The sequence below is a fragment of the Edaphocola flava genome (genome assembly GCF_004118155.1).
Classification (GTDB): domain Bacteria; phylum Bacteroidota; class Bacteroidia; order Chitinophagales; family Chitinophagaceae; genus Edaphocola; species Edaphocola flava.
Genome location: NZ_SAIQ01000001.1, coordinates 185,598 through 204,444, shown reverse-complemented (window position 1 = coordinate 204,444; position 18,847 = coordinate 185,598). Strand labels below are relative to the sequence as shown.

Sequence of the window (18,847 nt, the reverse complement as noted above, 5' to 3'; positions counted from 1 at the left end):
TTTGGATATTTTCAAAAAATAAAAACACTACAAAAAGGACTGTTTTGCAACAGCCTTTTTTCTGACGCACAAATATAAAACAAACAAAAATGAAATGCCCAATAAATTGTGGAAAATCAGATTTTATCCCCCTTTTTTAATCAATATTTATGGATTTGACCGAAATTTAGGCATATTGAGAAATGTTTCGGGTATTTTGCACGTTAATTAGCCACAAGGAACCGGCTCGCCATTGAGAAGCATCCATACATATTATTTCCTGCTCCTGGTCATATTTCTGCATCCCTTATGTGGCAATGCCCAGACACCCATGCCCCAGGGCAACCGGGTGCAACGGAATATGCTGTTGAATAAGGATACCCTGCAGATAGATACACTAGGTATAGCCATGGGCAGCCTGGTACTGGAAAGTGTATCTCCGGAATTATACCAGGTAGACTATACACATAACCGCCTCATCTGGAAATCGGGCAGCCCCCGCCCCACAGATAGTGTACAGATCAGTTACCGCAGATTACCCCTGTCTTTCGACCGGGTATACAGCCACAAAAGAGCCAGCCTTATAGACAGTAATATAGCTATGGGCGGGATCGGCTACCGTTACGATGGTGCTACGGCAAATGCCGGCAGCAATAATTTCGTCAATTTCAATGCCATTGATTATAGCGGAAACTATGGCCGTAGCCTTTCTGTAGGCAATAACCAGGACGTAGTACTCAACTCCCAGTTCAACCTGCAACTGAATGGCTATATCCTGGATAGTGTACGGATAGAAGCGGCCATTACGGATAATAATATCCCTTTTCAGCCCGAGGGTAACACTCAGCGCCTGCAGGAGTTTGATAAAATGTATGTGACCTTCGAAAAGGGCAGGCACAAACTGACCGCCGGAGATTATAATATGGAGCGGCCGGCCAGCTATTTTCTCAATTACAACAAAAGGGTACAGGGCCTGGCTTATGAGGGTACTGTACTGAAAACAAATAAGGTACAGAACCGTATTACCCTCAATGGCTCCATGGCCAAGGGACAGTTTACCCGAAATATTTTTCAGGGCGTAGAGGGCAATCAGGGGCCTTATAAATTGCAGGGCGATAACGGAGAGCAATACTTTATTGTACTGGCCGGTACCGAAAGAGTATTTATAGATGGTGAGCTGATGACCCGTGGAGAAGACAAGGATTATGTGATCAATTACAATACAGCAGAGGTTACCTTTATGCCGCGCAGGCTGATCACCAAAGACCGCCGTATACAGGTTGATTTTGAATACCAGGCACGCAATTATCTGAACACTTTACTGTTCGTGTCAGACGAGCTGAAAATAGGCTCCCGATGGACGTTCCGCTTTAATGCCTATTCCAACCAGGATGCCCGGAACCAGAGTTTTGTACAGTCGCTTACCGCCGATCAGAAAGCCTTCCTGGGCACGATCGGTGATAATATAGATCAGGCGTATTTTACCACAGAAGCACTGGATACCTTTGCGGCCAATAAAATCCTGTACCGCAAGACCGATACTACGGTGAACAGTGTATTGTATCCCGGAGTGTATGTGTATACCACTAATCCGAATGATGTGGTGTACAGCCTGGGCTTTAGCTATGTCGGAGAAAACCAGGGGAACTATGTTATCTCCAACCTGAATACCAATGGCCGCTCTTATAGCTGGGTAGCCCCGCTCAATGGCATTCCGCAAGGAAATTATGAGCCCAAGATCCTGCTGGTCACACCAAAGAAGCAACAGGTATTTACCGGTGCTGCAGATTACCGGATCGATAGCTTTAAGACCCTCAGTGCAGAATGGGCTTCCAGCAATTATTCACCCAATACATTCTCCAGCCTGAATAATAGGGAGCATTGGGGTAGTGCCGGAAAAATCTGGTATGAAGAAGCCCGATTCCTGGGCAAGGATAGCCTGCTGCATAAACCATGGAAGTGGCAGAACAAGGTCAGTTACGAGTTTGTCGATGCCCGCTTTATGGCCATTGCTCCATACCGTAATGTAGAGTTTGGCCGTGACTGGAACATTACTGCTACGGAGGCCCACGCCGATGAGCACCTGGCCACTGTATCGACCAATATTGCGCATACAAAGAAGGGTAACCTCGGTTACGACTTTACGATATATAAGAGGGGAGATGCATACCTGGCCAACAGGCATCAGCTCAATTTCTTGTACCAGGCCAAGCGCCTGCGGGCAGGAGTGCAGGGTAGTGTCATGAACAGCCGCTCCCTGACCGAAAGCAGTTTATTTATCCGCCCCAATTTTTATACAGAATGGTACACTTCCGCGCGTAAAGGCTCCCTGCTGGGCTTCCGGTTTGAGAAAGAATATAATGAACTTAAAAACCGGGTGGCCGATACTTTGTTATGGAATGCCTACCATTTCGATATATCCAGGCTGTATTTCAAAACCAGTGAGTCCCGTCCGGTACAGCTAAATTTAGGCTACGCCTTCCGCAGGGATATGGCGCCGCTGGCTGGCGGTTTTGCGCTGGGTAATAAAGGCCATACCGTAGAGGCGGGTGTAACGGTACGTAACTGGAAAAAACAGCAGTTAAGTTTTACCGGATCTTATCGCCTGCTGCAGATCGACAATAGTCAGTGGTCCAAAGAGACTGAGGGCTCTACCTTACTGGGCAGGATCAATTACAACGGAATTATTGCCAAAGGGTTGCTGGTGCCGGGACTGGTATATGATTTCGGTACCGGGCAGGAACAAAAGCGGCAGTTTACCTATGTGGAGGTTGCGGCAGGGCAGGGTACTTATATGTGGATCGACTATAACGGAGATGGGGTGCAGCAGTCCAATGAGTTTGAACTGGCGGTCTATAATGATCAGAAACGATTTATACGGGTCATCACACCGACCAATGATTATGTAAAAGTGAATTTCAGTAACCTGAACTTCAGTCTGCAGATCAGTCCGGATAATATGTGGCGGTCATTGAAGAGCCGGAATGCAGCGCAGCGCTTCGTTTCCCGCTTCAGCGACCAGTTTTCGGTGCAGGTCAATAACCGTATATTATACAGTGAAGGGCTTCGCTCTTTTAATCCTTTCGCAGGAGGTTTCAGTGATACCGGTATCATAGCTGCAGCGACCAGTCTGAACAATACTATTTTCTTCAATAGAAGCAGCGCCCATTGGGGACTCGATTATACCACCACTTATAACAGCAATAAATCTTTGCTGACCTACGGGCTGGAAGGACAGTCGCTGCTGCGCCATAATGAAAAGCTGCGCTGGGTATGGAATAAGAATTACACTTTTATGTGTGCCGTCACACATGGCTCCAGGGCCTTTTCCTCTCCGCTGGATGATGGCAGAAGTTATGCACTCCGCTTCAAAGGCGTTGAGCCATCAATATTATTTTTATACAACAGTCGTATGAGAATATCTACTGCTTATAAGCTGGAGCATCGTCAGAACGGAGCTGCATACGGAGGCCAATTTGCCCGCATACAGAACATTTCAGTGGATAGCCGCCTTAGTTTTCCTTCTTCGGGAAATATACAGGCAAGGGCAGCGTATAGTTATATTGATTTTAATGGAGCACCCAATACCGCACTCAGCTTTGCAATGCTGGAGACCCTATCTAAGGGCGCAAACTGGCTCTGGTACCTTAACTGGACTACCCGTATCAATAAAAGCATAGAATTCTCGCTGGAGTATGATGGCCGCAAACCCGGTACCAATAAGGCAATCCATACCGGTACCATGAGCTTAAGGGCGATATTGTAAGACGATCAGTTCAGGTTGAGCCGTGCGTTAATCCCCAGAGAACTGCCATAAAACTTGAGGGTTCCTGCACTGTTTTTATATGTACTCTGAATTTGGAAGCTTCCCGTAGCCATTGGATCTGGATAGATATTGGCTGTTATACCCAATTCCAGTTTTGCCTGGTTAATATGCAGTTGTTTGTTTATGAACGCGGTAAAGGCAGGTTTAACACCTCCTGGGAAATTCATTGTGGCCGTATAGAATATATGTGTGGTGCCTATGTCTGAGGTAGTTTGTGCTCCGGTAGATACAGTATAGGTTGGAGCGACGATGAGCTTTATACCTGCTCCTGCCCGCCACATGCCTGTATGACCAAGATCGAAATGGTATGTTGGCAATATGGACAGCCCCAAAGCAAAGGGTCTTTCATTAAAATCAACCTTTGCCACATGTATGGCATATGTTGGTATATTGTATGAAAGAACACGGGATCGTACTACATATTGGTACATATTACCTCCCAGTGCTACTTCAAGGCTTAGATTACGGTATAGCTGCTGCGAATAGCCTGCATCAAAAGTGAGTCCGAAGCCCGATGTCTTTATGATATTCTGATAAGGGCTTTCCTGCACCTGTAGCGGTCGCTGTATGTTGGGAGAAAGCTGGAAGAAAAAGAAATGTTTACGTGGTCCGGCAATGGTTTGGAGCGATGAAAAACTTATAGCAGCAGAGAAAATGTATACAAGAGATTTGCGCATGAGGATAATATTTTAGTCTAAAAGTAGTGAGTTGATTGTATAACGCGACGGGATGCACCTCAGTATGTCTTATGTCTCTTTTCTTTAGCAGGTATAAAAAAAGAGCATCCGAAGATGCTCTTTTGAAATTATATAAAGGATAATCCTTACAGTTTTTCAATAACGATTGCTGTAGCACCGCCACCACCATTACAGATACCGGCAACACCGATTTTACCGTTGTTCTGCGCCAGTACATTGATCAGGGTAACCACAACGCGAGAACCGCTGGAACCCAGAGGGTGACCTAAAGCAACTGCACCACCATTTACATTCACCTGCTCAGGTTTCAGTTTCAGGATTTCGCAGTTAGCCAGACCTACTACGCTGAATGCTTCGTTCAGTTCGAAGAAGTCTACATCTTCGATCTTCAGACCAGCTTTAGTCAGGGCAACAGGTACCGCTTTAGCAGGAGAAGTAGTGAACCACTCAGGAGCTTGTTCAGCATCTGCATAACCACGGATTACCGCCAGAGGGGTCAGGCCCAGTTCTGCTGCTTTTTCTCTGCTCATCAATACCAGTGCAGAAGCACCGTCATTCATGGTAGACGCATTAGCTGCTGTAACAGAACCGCCTTTTACGAAAGCAGAGTTCAGTTGCGGGATTTTATCAAATTTTACGTTGAATGGTTCTTCATCTTTAGCGAAGATGATCGGATCACCTTTACGCTGAGGAATCTCAACCGGAACGATTTCGTTCTCGAATTTACCCTCATTTACAGAAGCCTGGCTGCGCTTGTAGCTTTCGATAGCGAAAGCATCCTGAGCTTCACGGCTGATGTTCATTTCAGCAGCAGTGTTCTCGGCAGCGTTACCCATTGCATAGTTATGGTATACATCCGTCAGACCGTCTTTAGCCAGACCGTCAACCATAGTCGCATTACCATATTTATTTCCCCAACGCATGTTAGGGCTATAGAAAGGTACATTGCTCATGCTTTCCATACCACCGGCAACAACCACTTCAGCATCGCCCAGCATAATCGCCTGAGCCGCCATAGTGATCGCTTTCATACCGCTGGCACATACTTTATTTACAGTAGTACAGTTTACCTCGTCTTTAAGACCGGCAAATTTAGCCGCCTGACGGGCAGGAGCCTGACCCAGGTTAGCCTGCATCACACAACCCATTACTACATCAGTTACTGCAGTCGGGTCCATGTTGATTTTAGCCAGGGCACCTTTAATGGCAATTGCACCCAATTGAGTCGCAGAGAAATCTTTTAAAGAACCACCCCAGCTACCCATTGGCGTACGTACTGCCGATACTATTACAACTTCTTTCATTTTATGAATATTTAATTTTTTTAACGACGCAAATTTAAGATTTTAATCACATAAAAAATCATAAACTTAACAATCCGCCAATGAGATATATATTCATTATAGTAATGAGTTATGATGCAATAGACTATTCATATTGTTTCAGTCGCTGACGCAGCGTCAGCATTTGCCGGTTCAGTTGCTCCATTTTATCCAGCAGATGTACGATGGCTTCAATGCCTTCGATATTAATGCCCAGGTCATGATGCAGGCGGGTTATGCGTTCCAGTTCATTGAGGCGATTCATATCCAGGTAATCTTCCTGTTCAATAGTGATGATTTCTATGAGTTCATACCGGTATAGCTCGGTAATAAAGCCCTGGTCCAGATCATGAAGACTGCAATAGCGGCTTACCAGTATCAGATTATCTTGCTGCATATCTTATGATTTTTGAAGTTCAGATAATTGTTTGAATAAAGCCTTTTGCGCTTCGGTAAGGCCCGTGGGCAAAAGCACATTGTAGCTTACATATAAGTCACCGAAATGGCCTTCTGATTTATACACTGGCATGCCCTTGCCTTTAAGGCGTGCTTTACTGCCATTCTGGGTTTCTGGTTTTATCTTCAACTTCACCTGTCCGTCCAGTGTACCTACAGAAACCTCGCCGCCTAATACAGCGGTATACAGATCAATGTCTACCGTCAGGTGCAGATCATTGCCGGAGCGTTTAAAGAGGGTATCATTCTCTATGTGAATGGTCAGGTACAGATCACCTGCCGGGCCGCCATTGGCCCCCGGCTGTCCGTAACCTGCCAGCTTTATTTTCTGTCCGTCTTCTATACCTGCCGGGATAGTAATGCGCACATTTTTGCCGTTTACGGTGAAGGTCTGTTTGTGCGTATGGTAGGTATCTGACAGTTTCAGGTTCATCTCACCTGAGATGTCTCCGCCGCGAAAGCGGGCCTGTCTTCTGCCGGACTGCTGTGCACCAAAAAAGGCCTCGAAGAAATCGGAATGATCTCCGCCACCGAAATCGCCCCAGTTGCCATAGGCCTCCTCACCTGATGCCTGACCCTGCCGGGTCTGCGATTGGCGGGCTTGCTCGAACTGTTCTGCATGCTTCCAGTCTTTGCCATACTGGTCATATTTTTTCCGGCTTTCAGGGTCGCTCAGTACCTCCTGTGCCTCATTGATCTGCTGAAATTTCTGCTGCGCTTCCTTGTCGTCCGGGTTCAGATCGGGATGGTATTTACGCGCGAGTTTGCGGTAGGCTTTTTTAATATCCTCTGAGCTGGCCTCTTTGGTCAGGCCCAGGACTTTGTAGTAATCAATAAACTCCATATGGGTAAGTATTAAAGATCAGAGATATGGCCATGTCGGGACGTGGCAAATAAAGATACGCAAAGCAGGAGTAATACGAAAGGGCTGTAATGTTAAAACATTGTATATTATTAAGGTAGATCGTGTATAATTACCAGCCGGATAGGGGAAATAAAATGATTTTTTTCTTAATTTGCTGCAAATGCCATAAAACATGCAACAGGACATACAGCTGATCAACCAGGTATTCGAGATCGGCCAGAAGATAGAGCAGGAACAGTTAGCTGCAAAATTCGAGCGCAATTTCAATAAAATTTATACCCTTTTTGAAGAAGAGGGGCTACATTGTATAAATCCCCTGGGGGAAAAATACTCTGAAAGCCGAACTGATTGTGAGGCCAGCATTGTAGGCGAGGGTGGCCGCAACATGAAAATCACTAAAGTCATTAAACCGATTGTCTACCGGCAACAGCAGGGACAGATGGTCCTGATACAAAAAGGAATTGTGATCGTAGAATAGGCTGTGCACCTGTTTCAAGCATTCAGACAAATCAAACATCAACATGAAATCAATTAATTTTGGAATAGACCTGGGCACAACCAATTCCCTGATCACGAAATATGAAAACGGAAAGGTTACGATTTTTAAAAACCCGGTCGGCCATAAAGATACACTGGCCTCTGTCGTGGCATTTCGCCCCGATCGTACGCTGGTAGGAGATAAAGCAAGGGAGTTACTGACCAAAGACCCGATCAATATATTTGCCAACTTCAAACGCCGTATGGGTACCGACGACAAGTTTTATGTCGTAAGCCTGGACGAAAATGTGACCCCGATAGAATTGTCGACACTGGTACTGAAAGAGCTCAAGCAATTTATATACTCCGGAGAGCAGGCAGAAGCGGCCGTGATTACCATTCCGGCAAGTTTTGATACCATGCAGAGCAATGCCACCAAAAAGGCAGGCATGGCTGCCGGTTTTGAAGAAGTGGTACTGCTGCAGGAGCCTATAGCCGCGAGCCTGGCCTACTTCAACAGCCGTGAGTTAGCGGATGATAAGGAAGGCTACTGGCTGGTATATGATTTGGGGGGCGGTACATTTGACATTGCCCTGATGCGCATACAGGAAGGCGAAATGAAAGTAGTAGATCATGAAGGGAATAATTTCCTGGGTGGTGCAGATTTCGACTTCGGCATTATTGAGCAGATCATCGTACCCTATATCAATGAGCATTTTGCGATAGAAAATTTTGAACAGGAGTTAAGGTCCCGTAATGGGCGCTATGAATCCCTGTTTTATGAGCTGATCTATAAATCGGAAGAAGCTAAAAAAGAACTGTCACACCAGGCACAGACCACTATTGAGTTTGACCTGTTGCATGAAGGTACACGGCACAATGTAGCCGTTCCGGTAAGCCGTGCTCAGTTTGAAGATACCATAAACCTGCGGGTGCAGGAAACACTGAAAATGTTGCTGGACATCCTGCACCGTAACCAGGTACAGGCCAGCGATATTGAAGAGATACTGATGGTTGGTGGCAGCACATACATCCCTTTTGTACGGCAGCAATTGCAGGCTGCAACCGGTATTGCGGTTAATTCAGCCATAGACCCCACCACGGCGGTAGCCATAGGCGCAGCATACTATGCCGCCAATAAATATTACCAGCCTAAAAACAATAATATAGTTCTGGGCCAGAATGTAGATGACCTACTCAACAGCCTGACAACCGGAGAGGACGGTGTGGATGAGGCCTATAGTGACTGGGAGCCTGCTGCGGTACAATTAAAAGTGTCTTACAGTAAGATGAGTAAGGATGTGGAGGAAGTACTCATCATTAAAGCAGAAGGCGCGCTGGATAGCAAGAGCTACCGCATTATCCGAAGTGATGGTGGTTTTGATACCGGATTTGTACCCCTGCGGTCTAAGTTTACCGAGTTTCTGCCTTTGCTGCCCAACATCAATAATACCTTTTACCTGAGGGTGTATGATGAGGATCAGAATGAGATCCGCTCTGCAATGGAAGAGATCAGCATTACCCACGGGCAGTTCAATATTTCCGGGCAGCCATTGCCTCAGGATATCTGTATAGAGGTAGATGATAAAGATAATCATACCACAAAGCTGGAACTGATTTTTGAGAAGAACAGCATCCTGCCGCAGAAAAGAACCTTATATCGCGAAATATCCAAAACCATCAAACAGGGATCGGAGGAGCAACTGATCATCAATATTATGGAGGGCGATCGTTTTGCCCGCCCCTTATCTAACCTGGTTATTGCCTGCATCGTGATTTCCGGCAAGGACCTGAGTTCTGACCTGATCAAAGGTTCGGACATAGAGTTACATATTTCCATGTCCGATAACCGGGAGCTGCATACCGAAGTGTTCCTGGTGATGACCCAGCAGGAATTTAAAAATGTATTCTCCATGTCGGAGAAGCAGGTAAATGTAGACCGGCTTAAAGAGCAGTATATCGATCTGGAAAACGAGATACGCAACAGCATTAAAATGTTTAGTACAGACGATAATGATGTATGGGCTATACAGGCCAATGATTTTCTGAAAGAACTAGCACAGAATAAGGCAGAGCTGTTTAAACTGCAGGAATCGGATCGGACCGATGCCAAATACGTGATCGCAGAAATGCTGAACCGCATCTCCAAAGCGTATGATAAGCTGGGTGGTGAAGACAGGCTCGAGCGCCTGAGGTATGAATACTTTGAAGCCAAAGAATTCTGCGAAAACCATATGGCCATGGTCGATTTCCGTAAAGAAGAACTGGTGCAGAAATTCCAGAAACTGATTGCCGGAGAACATCATGTGCTCATCAGCCGCAATCCTTCTATATTAGAAAAAGCCACAGAAAAGATCAATGATCTGGGCTGGGATATTCACTGGAATACCCTCAGCTACCTGATCTCCCGTTATGAAGGATTTAAAGGACTACCACCGGATCAGTTTACCAATTATTCCGGGGTTCAGGCCATTATCAAGTCAGCAGATGCAGCCTTGCAGGGAGAGAAGTATTATGAGTTCAGGCAACATGTGTACAATATCACACACCTGCTGGTACATAATGATTACAAGGTTAAAAACGAAGACTTTAAAGGTACCGGAATCGGATAGCATATATGCAGTATAAATCACCCATACGTTTTTTTGAATATTGTCATATTGAAATCTCAGACCCGGAAGCCCTTAATGGTTCCCGGGCCAAAAAGCAGATTGCTGCTGAATTTAATATGGAGCCATCCGGTATCATCCGGCTGGACGAAATAGACTACAACAAGCAAGATATTCTCAGTTGCCTGGAATCGCCCAATATGATTGTGCAGCTTGCTTTTCACCAGAAGATATGGGCGCACAAAGGCCTGCTGCATTTTCTGGAGTCAGGCATTGTTGATGAACAGTTTGCAGCCGATATTGCTACCGTAAAAGAAGATATACCCTTTGTCGGGTTCTGCTCGCCGTACTTTGCTCCGCAGTTTAATAAAGAGATGAAGCAGCGCCTGGCAAAAGATGACTTTGATGCCGCTGCGGACTGGATTGTGTATTGCCAGATGATTCTGCTGGGAGACGGAGAGACTGCCTTTGCCAGTACCACCAGCTATTTGGAGCAGGCTATACGCCTGTTCCGTAACCTTAATAAAACCACCTTTCTGAACAGAAAGGACGAAGTGGCTGCATGGACGAAAAACTGGGCCCGTTTTATCAACTGGTTGCCGGATAATCTCTACAGCCAGAAAGATGATCTGGCGATGGTGCTGATCAATTTCTGTGTGGAAATACAGAATGCTGATGAGCGTACCTGCTTCCTGATCAGCAAGCAAATGATACAGCTGGATTATGTAGATCCGTCTAATGCGAGGCTGATCCGGGAAAACCATGAAATATATGCCGAAAAAGTGGCGGGTACCGCTCTTAATCCCGAGAAGAAACGAGCCGCCCCTCAGAAGAAATCAAAACCAAATTATATCTGGATCATCCTGGTCTGCATCATCGCTTTTGTCCGGATAATGGATAAAGGTTGTAATAATAATCGTGATCGAGATAATACTCAGTTGGTCATGAGCGATGAGCAGCTCGATGCCTGGGGAGCTAAAATGTTTTTTGATAAAGCGAGGAATACGGGCATGTCCGACAGCCGATCCGGCATGGTGCAAACGATGGACAGTGCGATGCAGACCCTGCCTGTATACTTCAGCTTCTTTCAGTCTGTAGATAGTACTCTGGAGACCTCGCTGGATATTAAAAATAAGACGGATAGTACCATATACCTTTATTTCCTCGAGCCGGACGATACTAAACTGGATATTACCCTGGCACCGGGAGAGACAATGCGCTTAAGGAAAGGAGACCTCTCCGGAATTGATTTTATGGTGAATGCCAGCAATGAACTGAAACTGTCCACACTGGATAGTATGGAATGTTTTTACCTTAATGTCAAAGGAGATAAGGAACTGAATGCCCAGTATTCCGATACTGCGGCCACTTATATTGCCGATAGTGATTATAAACAACGCGTGCGCCTGAATATTACTACCCGTAACGGCCGCTTTTATGCCAGCTCGCCCGACAAGCTGGATGTATACAGGGAAGTTATCAGAATAGGCGGATATTGATACCTATAATGCAAAGAAGCGGGCTGTATATACAGCCCGCTTCTTTTATAAAAAGATATTCAGGAATTAAAGGTGCATTTTTTCCTTCTTCTCCAGTAATTGTTCAACCGTTTCTACATACATCTCATCCGGTACACAACAGTCTACAGGGCAAACTGCAGCACACTGAGGCTCTTCGTGGAAGCCCTGGCATTCGGTACATTTATCAGGAGATATATAGTATACATCAATAGCAATAGGATCATGTGGCGTGTTGGCCTCGGTTACCGAACCATTCATGAGGGTATAGGCTCCGCTCACGCCGGTACCATCTGCCATTTTCCATTCTATACCGCCTTCATATATTGCATTATTAGGACATTCCGGTTCACAAGCACCGCAGTTGATACACTCGTCCGTAATTTTTATAGCCATTTTAAGTAATTATTTATTTATTTTGACTGCAAAATTACAATTTCCTCGGCATAAATTCCAAACCGTTATGATACTTTTAGAAAACAGGATCGCTTTGATGACTCAATTAGGCACATATTTCATGAAACCTTCGGCTGAACTGGAGGACATTATAGATAGTGCCCACAGAGCAAACGGATGGTTTACACCCGAATTTTGCCGCCTGGCTATACACAATATTGCCACTTCCTTCCTGGATGAAAAAGCGCTCCGAAACTGGATTGCGCAATATCCTGCATTGATGCAAGAACGCCCGGAGCCGAAAATGGTGGGTATCGTAATGGCGGGTAATATACCCCTGGTCGGCTTTCATGATTTCCTCTGCGGATTTATTTCCGGCCACAACCTGAAACTGAAATTATCTTCTAAAGATACAGTACTCTGGAATCATATTATAGCCAAACTTACCGAATGGGAGCCCGCAGTTGCAGATACAGTAACCGTTTCAGAAATGCTGAAAGGCTGTGATGCCTATATCGCAACCGGCAGTGATAACTCATCCCGTTATTTTGAATACTACTTCCAGAAATACCCGCATATCATCCGTAAAAACAGGACTTCTGTTGCCATTCTTGATGGTACAGAATCCGCGACAGAACTGAAGCAATTGTCAGATGACATTAATATGTTCTTCGGACTGGGCTGCCGCAATGTAACCCAGGTGTATATACCTAAAGATTATCAGTTTGAGCCTTTACTGCAATCATTCAATACCTATATTGCCCATGGCGATCATAATAAGTTTAGGAACAACTATGACTTCCAGCTGGCCCTGTATCTGCTGAACAAGCAGTATTACATGTCCAACGGGCATATATTGATGGTCGAAAACCCTGCCCCGTTTGCCCCGATCAGTGTAGTACACTATACACATTATGATGATAAACAGGAGCTGATCAATCGCCTGCAGCAGGATGATCATATTCAGTGCATTACGGTGAAAGAGAGGCCTGAAGCATCCGGTAAATGCTATGCCTTCGGTGCCAACCAGAATCCATCCCTGACAGACTATGCAGATGGGGTAGATACCATGGATTTCTTACAGAATTTGTAATGTATTCTTAAATTTATTTTAAAAAACTTTTGCTTAGCGAGATTATTTTCTACTAAAAATTAAATTTGTTTCAATCAATAAAAATTAGCTTTTAGTACAATGAAAAAGTTAGCAATCCCTATTGTGGCTGCTGCCGTTTGTACGTCAGTGGCTACTGCCTGGGCCTATGATAAGCTCCAGGACCAGCAGCAATCCAAATCACCAGTTACCAACCAACAAACTACCGGCGATGCCAACCTGCATTATGCCAGTAACAGCGGCTCTGTCGTCGGGCAGCCGGTCGATTTTACTGCTGCCGCAGAGCAGTCCGTGAAATCGGTAGTACATATCAGAACCAAAAAGCAAGGCAAGACTGTTATGGCCAGAGATCCTTTTGATTTCTGGGGCGATGGCGGTATGCAGCAATTCAAAATGCCGGATGCCCAGGGTGGGGGATCGGGCGTGATCATCTCCGAAGATGGTTATATCCTCACCAATAACCACGTAGTTTCCGGCGCAGATGAAGTGCAGGTGACGTTCAATAATCGTAATACACAAACCGCTAAAGTAATCGGTACCGATCCGGAAACCGATCTGGCTATACTGAAAATCGAAGGGAAAGGCTTTCCTGCCATTACCTTTGGTAATTCAGATGAGGTGAAACTGGGACAGTGGGTACTGGCCGTGGGTTATCCGCTCAATCTGGATGCAACGGTGACTGCAGGTATCGTCAGCGCTAAAGGCCGTTCTATCGGTATCAACCAGCGCCAGTCCCGCAGTGCAATCGAGTCATTTATCCAGACCGATGCAGCAGTGAATCCGGGTAATAGTGGTGGCGCATTAGTCAATACACAAGGTCAGCTGATTGGTATTAATTCTGCTATTGCTTCCCCAACGGGCACTTATGCCGGTTATTCCTACGCTATTCCATCCAACCTGGCCCGCAAGATTGCCAACGACTTGATTAAGTTTGGGAGTGTGCAAAGAGGTTTCCTGGGTGTATCTCTGGGCGACCTGAACAATATGACCGAAGCACAGGCCAAAGAACTGGGTATTACCAAAAGCGACTATGATAATGCCAATGGTGTATATGTAGGCGATGTGGTAGAAGGAAGCGGTGCCGCACAAGCGGGTATTAAAAAAGGAGACTTCATTACCGCTATTAACGGAACACCGGTAAACACCAGCAGTGTGCTTACAGAACAGGTAGCCCGTTATAACCCCGGAGACCGAGTACAGGTAGATTACCGCAGAAATGGCAAATCGTACAAAACCCAGGCTGAGCTTAAGTCCAGTAAAGGAGCCCTGGCCAAAGCCTTATCCAGCGGTACATCCTACAATGATCTCGGCGCCAGTTTCAAAGCATTATCGAAACAGGATGCTGCTCGTATGGGCCTCAGTGGAGGTATTGTGGTAGATGCTGTTTCAGATGGTGCACTGAAGAATTTTACAGGAATAAAAAAGGGCTTTGTCATTACTTCTGTAAATGGCCAGAAAGTAACCACACTGGAAGACTTCCAATCTGCCCTGTCTGCTGATGATATGATACAATTAGGTGGTGTTTATCCCGGAAGTGGCGGTACATACTACTACAGTTTCAATAATATCGGTAAACCGCAAAAAAGCATAGACTAAAAGACGGGTAACTGTATAGGATAAAAACATATTTGAGTTAGTTTTGAATTGTACATAATTCTTAATTAACTCAAATATTTTTTTATGAACAGGAAAGAATTTTTAAGAGCTTCCGGATTAGCGGGCCTCGGCCTCTCACTTCCCTTTGCCAAAGCCTTTGCCGGCAGCACTGATGAGAACAATACCCTTGCTTCCTGTACCCTTATTCCAACAGAAACGGCTGGTCCTTTTCCATTGGATCTTACAGCAAACACAACTTTCTTCCGCAGCGATGTAACAGAAAGTCAACAGGGTACACCACTCCAGGTAAAGCTCAGAATCCTGGGCGTAAATAATTGTGAGCCGATGAAGAATGTGCGGGTAAATATCTGGCACTGTAATAAAGACGGCCTGTATTCAGGTTATGATAACAGTAATAATGCCGGACAAGCAGGGCTTACGTACCTGAGGGGGTACCAGATGACCGATGCGGATGGCTATGTGAATTTTACGACCATATTCCCGGGCTGGTATAATGGCCGTATTTGTCATATCCACTTCCAGGTATATGTAAGCAGCAATTATGCAGCGATCTCCCAGTTTACCTTTGATATTGCGACCAAAAACCAGATTTACGCCAATAACTCATCTGTGTATACTAAGGGCTCCGATCCGATGAGCCTGGCCTCTGACAATATATTTTCTGATGGATACCAGTACCAGATGTGTACATTGACGCCCAACAGTAGCGGCTACCAGGCTTATCTGGAAGTGGCAGTGCAGGGCAGCGGTACCACAGGCATCGGTAATATAGATAAAGAAACCGCTAAGAATATGCAATTGGGACAAAACTATCCCAATCCGCATTCGGGTACCACTACCATTCCTTTCTCACTGACACAAACTTCCAAAGCAGATTTACTCATCTTTGATCTGATGGGTCGCCAGGTAGCACATATCGATTGTGGCCGTCTGAATGCCGGAGATCATGAGCGCAGCATTTCCCTGAGCGATCTGGGTCTGGCCCATGCCAACTATGCTTATCAGCTGAATGTAGAGAACGAGAACGGAAGATATACCGATGTAAAGATCATGACGTACCGTTAAGTACTATGCCGGCTATCGTAGCTGGTATTAACCCTTGTTGCCGCGCCCGCAGGGCGCGGCAACAAGGGTTTTATGTATAAAGAATTAACTGAGTATCCGCTTAAAGGAAACAAAGTTTAGCATTATGATTTAAGTAGCTTATATATCTATTGCTACATTTTGCCTTGATGCAAAAGGTAGCGCCAAAAAATCAAGGCTGTATACATCCCTGGCTAAAATCAAGGTATCGGTCGGTCGTAAACGCAAATTCGCTGCGCTCAGACAGTGGTTCCCGACTTTATCGACTGAGCCAATGATTTTTGTAACGCCGGATTTATAAGGCTTTTCGAGCGATCTGTATTTGTACAGATCGCTTGCTGTTTTCATCACAGCGATAGCCATTTTGGTTGGAGCTGCGATCGTCGAGCAGCGAACGCATCACACGTTAAGCTCAGACGATCAATGCACGCAACAGTACAAAATGGCGGTGCTCTGCAATCGCCTTGATGAAATATCTTTTTGCACCTTTTGTTGCCGGACAAAAGGACGAATAAAATCGTTGCCTACTTGCGGATAGTCCGTGAAAATTATTGTTCTTGTAAGAAAGCGACGCAACGCTGTAATACAACTTCGGGTTGCTCCTTATGTGGTGTATGCTTAGCCCCGGGTATAAGCCAGGTCTCCACCGGTCCGGATACCTGCTCCTGTATGCGCTGCACCTGCATCGGACTGCCGTATTCGTCCTCTTCGCCTTGTAAGACGAGGGTGGGGCAGGAAATATGATGCAGTGCATCTTCTATATTCCAGTTCCTGAAATCCGGTCGCAACCAGGTATCTGCCCAGGCATGGAACACCGGATCGGTATTGTCTCCATGGTATTTGGCCAGTTTCCGGGGCAATGCAGTGGTGTTGTATAGTTCCACCGCCTCCTGTATACCGTTCAGGGTAATGTCTTCCACAAAAATATGCGCCCCTTCGGTAATAATGGCCTGTATGCGCTGCGGATACTTTGCTGCAGCCAGCAGGGCTATACTGCCACCATCGCTATGGCCAAATAATGCAGCCTTATCCAGGCCACAGGTATCCATAAAATCGATCAGAGTATCAGCTTCCCGGTGCATATAATCCAGCTCCCGGTACTGAGTGCTGAATGCCTGCGACTGTCCGTATCCCTGACGGTCGTAGAGATATACCGCTTGGCCGGTCAGTGCAGCCGCTTGCTGCGGAAAATCGCGCCAGAGGCGGATGCAGCCCAGCGAATCATGCAGGAAGATGATGGGCATACCATTGCCTTCCTGCATAGCCATATGTATACGGATGCCCTTAACCAGGACATCCTGCTCCGGTAAAGGAGAAAAATGATTCATTTTACTTGCCGAAATTCATGAGGAAATCGACCATCAGGCGCACACCCATAGCCACACCGCCTGTAGGGCGGTAATCCTTGCCGGAGATATGATGCGATACACCCGCTATATCGAAGTGCATCCACGGGAAATCAGTGAAATGCTCCAGGAATTTACCCGCAGTGATCGCACCGCCAACCGGTCCGCCTATATTTTTCAGATCCGCGATATCTGATTTAATCATATTGCCATATTCCTCCCATAAAGGCAGTTCGACAACTTTTTCAAACTGGTTCAGTCCGCAGTTGCGAATTTTATCTTTTGTGGCCTGGCCTGCAGTGCCCATAGCGCAGATGGCCACATCGCCAAAGGCATTGGCCGCTGCACCGGTCAGGGTTGCAAAGTCCATTACCAGTTCCGGTCTGAATTTTTTAGCATAATGCAGCGCATCAGCCAGTACCAGACGGCCTTCAGCATCAGTATTCAGTACTTCCACGGTAGTACCATCATACATGGTAATCACATCGCCGGGTACATAAGCATTTTCGCCCGGACGATTTTCTGTAGCCGGCACCAGTCCGATTACATGCAAAGGCAGGTCCAGCATAGCCACAGCATACATAATACCTGCTACAACTGCCGCACCGCTCATGTCGCTTTTCATACGGTCCATAGAGTTCGGCGTCGGTTTCAGGCTCAATCCGCCTGTATCATACACGATACCTTTACCCACCAGTACAATCGGCGCTTTGTTGATGAACTTCTGCGGACGATGCTCCATAATGGTAAAGGTCGGAGGCAGTACACTACCGGCATTCACAGCCAGTATACCACCCATCTTCATTTGTTCGATCTTTGCTTTGCCCAGTACCTGTACTTTAAAACCACCGGTTTTGCCCATCTGCTGCAGCTCTTTGCCTAATTGTTCAGCAGTCAGGTACTGCAGCGGTTCATTGATCAGGTCTCGGGCACGGCATACCGCATCTACAATGGTTTGCAGCTCGTTCAACTCCTTAACAGTAATGCTCTGGGTAGAGAAAAACAGGTCCTGCAGGCTGTTGGTCAGCTTCTTAGCAGTGGATTTGTATTTCAGAAACTGGTAGTTGGCCAGGGATAAACCCTCTGCCAGTAAGTAAGCAGCACGTTTGTTTCCTGATAAGTTATGGATATGGATATCGGTCAGTTTTTGCTGATTCAGCTGTGTACACAGGCTGGCACCCTGTTTGCGGATCAGTTCGGCAGTCTGCCACTCTTCCGTTTTGGCTGTAAGCATAACCAGGTATACCTGGTGGGTATATTGGTTAACCGAGCAAATTTTGGCTTCATTTTTGAACTGCTGTGTTACATAAGCCTGTTCTTCTTTGCTCAAACCTGTGTCTGTCAGTGAGGTTTTGGCATCAATGATATATACAATATTGCCTTTCGGCGCTTTTTGAATTTTAAAAAACATACTCTTGAAAATTTGGTCAAAGGTAAAGATTATTGTGTTTCACATCAAGTGCTTATGTGCATTTGGCCTGTATGAAAGCTTCTTGATAGCACTATAGTTTATTGCAATAGCCATCAACATATATTTTCGTAATT

General features: G+C 45.9%; 15 protein-coding genes. 7 read left to right on the top strand and 8 right to left on the bottom strand.

Annotation, left to right across the window (positions count from 1 at the left end):
* The first annotated feature begins 232 nt into the window (after positions 1-232).
* The gene (locus EMP01_RS00955; protein ID WP_129019627.1) at positions 233-3,745 is read left to right on the top strand and encodes a hypothetical protein; all 3,513 of its coding nucleotides are present in this window, start codon (positions 233-235) and stop codon (positions 3,743-3,745) included.
* A 5-nt stretch (positions 3,746-3,750) separates the two neighbouring features.
* Here the strand turns inward: EMP01_RS00955 and EMP01_RS00950 are convergent, their stop codons facing one another.
* From EMP01_RS00950 to EMP01_RS00935, 4 genes are all read right to left on the bottom strand, one after another.
* On the bottom strand, positions 3,751-4,482 hold the full coding sequence (locus EMP01_RS00950; RefSeq protein WP_129019626.1) for a hypothetical protein: 732 nt from the start codon (positions 4,480-4,482) through the stop codon (positions 3,751-3,753).
* 146 nt (positions 4,483-4,628) lie between these two features.
* A complete protein-coding gene (locus tag EMP01_RS00945; protein WP_129019625.1) occupies positions 4,629-5,807 on the bottom strand; it encodes an acetyl-CoA C-acyltransferase in 1,179 nt (392 codons plus the stop codon).
* 124 nt (positions 5,808-5,931) lie between these two features.
* Positions 5,932-6,222: a chaperone modulator CbpM gene (locus EMP01_RS00940; RefSeq protein ID WP_129019624.1), complete on the bottom strand. Its 291-nt coding sequence runs from the start codon at positions 6,220-6,222 to the stop codon at positions 5,932-5,934.
* A gap of 3 nt (positions 6,223-6,225) precedes the next feature.
* Complete coding sequence (locus EMP01_RS00935) at positions 6,226-7,125, bottom strand: DnaJ C-terminal domain-containing protein (protein WP_129019623.1); 900 nt, start codon at positions 7,123-7,125, stop codon at positions 6,226-6,228.
* Between the two features lie 193 nt (positions 7,126-7,318).
* Here EMP01_RS00935 and EMP01_RS00930 point away from each other — a divergent pair, with 193 nt between their 5' ends.
* Genes EMP01_RS00930 through EMP01_RS00920 form a run of 3 tightly spaced genes read left to right on the top strand, consistent with a single transcriptional unit; the run spans position 7,319 to position 11,731 of the window.
* A complete protein-coding gene (locus tag EMP01_RS00930; protein ID WP_129019622.1) occupies positions 7,319-7,624 on the top strand; it encodes a hypothetical protein in 306 nt (101 codons plus the stop codon).
* Positions 7,625-7,667: 43 nt separating this feature from the next.
* Positions 7,668-10,235 carry an Hsp70 family protein gene (locus EMP01_RS00925; protein ID WP_129019621.1) on the top strand — a complete coding sequence of 856 codons (2,568 nt, stop codon included), beginning with the start codon at positions 7,668-7,670 and terminating at the stop codon, positions 10,233-10,235.
* 5 nt (positions 10,236-10,240) lie between these two features.
* A complete protein-coding gene (locus EMP01_RS00920; protein WP_129019620.1) occupies positions 10,241-11,731 on the top strand; it encodes a hypothetical protein in 1,491 nt (496 codons plus the stop codon).
* 66 nt (positions 11,732-11,797) lie between these two features.
* On the opposite strand, the gene EMP01_RS00915 is transcribed toward EMP01_RS00920, so the two are convergent.
* A complete protein-coding gene (locus EMP01_RS00915) occupies positions 11,798-12,145 on the bottom strand; it encodes a 4Fe-4S dicluster domain-containing protein (protein ID WP_129019619.1) in 348 nt (115 codons plus the stop codon).
* Between the two features lie 67 nt (positions 12,146-12,212).
* Here EMP01_RS00915 and EMP01_RS00910 point away from each other — a divergent pair, with 67 nt between their 5' ends.
* The 3 genes from EMP01_RS00910 to EMP01_RS00900 all read left to right on the top strand — a co-directional run bounded on the left by EMP01_RS00910 (position 12,213) and on the right by EMP01_RS00900 (position 15,938).
* Complete coding sequence (locus EMP01_RS00910) at positions 12,213-13,238, top strand: acyl-CoA reductase (protein WP_129019618.1); 1,026 nt, start codon at positions 12,213-12,215, stop codon at positions 13,236-13,238.
* A gap of 99 nt (positions 13,239-13,337) precedes the next feature.
* The gene (locus EMP01_RS00905) at positions 13,338-14,852 is read left to right on the top strand and encodes a trypsin-like peptidase domain-containing protein (RefSeq protein WP_129019617.1); all 1,515 of its coding nucleotides are present in this window, start codon (positions 13,338-13,340) and stop codon (positions 14,850-14,852) included.
* A gap of 84 nt (positions 14,853-14,936) precedes the next feature.
* Positions 14,937-15,938: a dioxygenase family protein gene (locus tag EMP01_RS00900; RefSeq protein WP_129019616.1), complete on the top strand. Its 1,002-nt coding sequence runs from the start codon at positions 14,937-14,939 to the stop codon at positions 15,936-15,938.
* Between the two features lie 138 nt (positions 15,939-16,076).
* Here EMP01_RS00900 and EMP01_RS00895 read toward each other — a convergent pair whose 3' ends face one another.
* From EMP01_RS00895 to EMP01_RS00885, 3 genes are all read right to left on the bottom strand, one after another.
* Entirely contained in the window at positions 16,077-16,304 is a 228-nt protein-coding gene (locus EMP01_RS00895) for a hypothetical protein (RefSeq protein WP_129019615.1), read from the bottom strand.
* Between the two features lie 200 nt (positions 16,305-16,504).
* Positions 16,505-17,284 carry an alpha/beta fold hydrolase gene (locus tag EMP01_RS00890; RefSeq protein ID WP_129019614.1) on the bottom strand — a complete coding sequence of 260 codons (780 nt, stop codon included), beginning with the start codon at positions 17,282-17,284 and terminating at the stop codon, positions 16,505-16,507.
* A gap of 1 nt (position 17,285) precedes the next feature.
* A complete protein-coding gene (locus EMP01_RS00885) occupies positions 17,286-18,713 on the bottom strand; it encodes a leucyl aminopeptidase family protein (RefSeq protein ID WP_129019613.1) in 1,428 nt (475 codons plus the stop codon).
* Between the last annotated feature and the right edge of the window lie 134 nt (positions 18,714-18,847).